This is a genomic window from Mycobacterium sp., from assembly GCF_049280035.1.
GTDB lineage: Bacteria > Actinomycetota > Actinomycetes > Mycobacteriales > Mycobacteriaceae > Mycobacterium.
Genome location: NZ_JBAPPI010000300.1, coordinates 1 through 1,876, shown reverse-complemented (window position 1 = coordinate 1,876; position 1,876 = coordinate 1). Strand labels below are relative to the sequence as shown.

Genomic DNA, 1,876 nt, shown 5'->3' with positions numbered 1-1,876 from the left:
TGCAGAAGCGCAAGCCCTTCACCACCGGCAAGTCCCCAGAGGACTACGAACAGTGGTTCCCGCTGTCGCATCCGCCGACCGCCGACGCACCAGCGCTGGACATGTCCATCACCGTCGCGCACAACTGCGCCGTGCAGTACGGCATCTCCCGCGAGGCACAGGACGAGTGGGCACTGCGCAGTCACCAACGCGCGGTCAAGGCGATCGATGCCGGCTCATTCGTCGAGGAGATCGTGCCGATCGAGGTGCCGCAAGTCGATGGCAGCACGATCACGTTCGCCGAAGACGAGCATCCCCGACGCGGCAGTTCGATGGAGTCGCTGGCGGGCCTGAAAGTGCTGCATCCCGAGATCGAAGGCTTTACCGTGACCGCGGGCAATTCCTCGGGCATCAACGATGCCGCCGCCGCCGTGGCACTCGCCGCCCCGGACACCGCGAGCGACGTGCTGGCTCAGATCCTTTCGTGGAGCGCGGTGGGGGTTGCGCCGAACCGCACCGGCAGCGGGCCCATCACCGCCATTCCCAAGGCGCTCGAATTGGCCGGCCGCAAGCTTGAGGACGTGGCACTGTTCGAGATCAACGAGGCGTTCGCCGCGCAGGCGGTCGCGTGTGCCCGTGAGCTCGGACTCGACGAGGAGATCGTCAACGTCTACGGGTCGGGCATCAGCCTCGGCCACCCGATCGCGGCGACCGGTGCCCGGATGGTCACGTCGGCGATATACGAATTGCGCAGGCGCGGTGGAGGTATCGGCGTGCTGTCGATGTGCGCCGGCGGCGGGATGGGTGCCGCGATGGTCATCGAGGTGGCCTGAGATGACCGCACTGATCACCGAGGGACTGTTCCGGGTCGACGGCGACCGTGCGGTGCTGTTTGCGTCGCGCAGGCGTTCTTCCGGGGTGGTGAAGTTCCCCGCAGAGCGGCCCGAGCTCTTCGACGGCGACCCCGAAATCCAGGAGGACATCGAGCCGATCGAGTTGTCCACCGAGGGAACGCTGTACACCTACACCACCCAGGAGTTCCCGCCGCCGTTGCCGTACAAGGGCAATCGGTCCCCCGACCTATTCCGGCCCTATGTGGTGGGTTTCGTCGAGTTGAGCGAAGGCGTGCTGGTGGAGACGCTGATCGTCGAGGCGAACCCGGCCGAACTACGGATCGGCCAGCCTTTGGTGTCGACCACCACCACGCTGGAGACCGACGGCGGCCAGTCACTATTGACCTTCGCGTTCCGACCGGCCGAGCAGAGCTAAAGTCCATTCGGTGACGGACCTTGGCTCCCCGCCCTTCGGGCTTCATCCGCTGCACGGCGTGCACGAGCCCACGACCGGTAATCCAACGCGTCGTCCCCGGTCCGCGCGCCGCACCACGTCGATCGACATGACCCGCGACGAGGGCTCACTGGACCCGGTGTATCTGAACGGGCGGGCGCGCGATCTGTGGACGGCGGCCGACGGAACGGTGACCGAGCTCGGCGCCGTGACGCTCTCGGCCACTATCGAGCTGATCGCCCGCGTCGTCCGTCACGTCGAGGTGACGCCACCGGTCGCCGCCATGTCCCGGCTAGCGGGCGCACCCGCGATGAGCGGGTTCCGGGCCGCGGCCGACCAGGTGGCTCCCGAGCTGCGGGAGGCCCGCGACCTGCGCTATACGCTGCTCGACGACGTTCCCGTCGCCACGCTCATATCCGGTTATGCACTGTCGGCGTCGAACCTGCTTGGCGATGTCCCAAAGTCGGGATACCTGCCGGTCGCCGACCAGTGCGCGGGCTTCGCGTCCGGCGGGCTGCTGATGACGTCGTTCGAGGCGGGCGATCCGGTGATCGTCACCGGCCCAGAGGCTCCCGACCTCGATCACGGCGACGACTCTTGGGCTTGGCAC

General features: G+C 67.4%; 2 protein-coding genes and 1 pseudogene. All 3 read left to right on the top strand.

All coding sequences use genetic code 11. The features are described 5' to 3' along the window. Window positions 1–812, top strand: an 812-nt coding sequence (locus WAN71_RS10125) for a thiolase family protein (protein WP_422225205.1), incomplete at its 5' end; no start/stop codon positions are given. Window position 813: 1 nt separating this feature from the next. Then, on the top strand, window positions 814–1,248 hold the full coding sequence (locus tag WAN71_RS10120; protein WP_422225204.1) for a Zn-ribbon domain-containing OB-fold protein: 435 nt from the start codon (window positions 814–816) through the stop codon (window positions 1,246–1,248). A gap of 10 nt (window positions 1,249–1,258) precedes the next feature. Continuing rightward, window positions 1,259–1,876, top strand: a pseudogene (locus tag WAN71_RS10115) (hypothetical protein); the annotation flags it as partial.

Bases quoted from the DNA above. Each gene is read 5' to 3' on its own strand.
- WAN71_RS10120 (WP_422225204.1), top strand. From the start codon at position 814: ATGACCGCACTGATCACCGAGGGACTGTTCCGGGTCGACGGCGACCGT.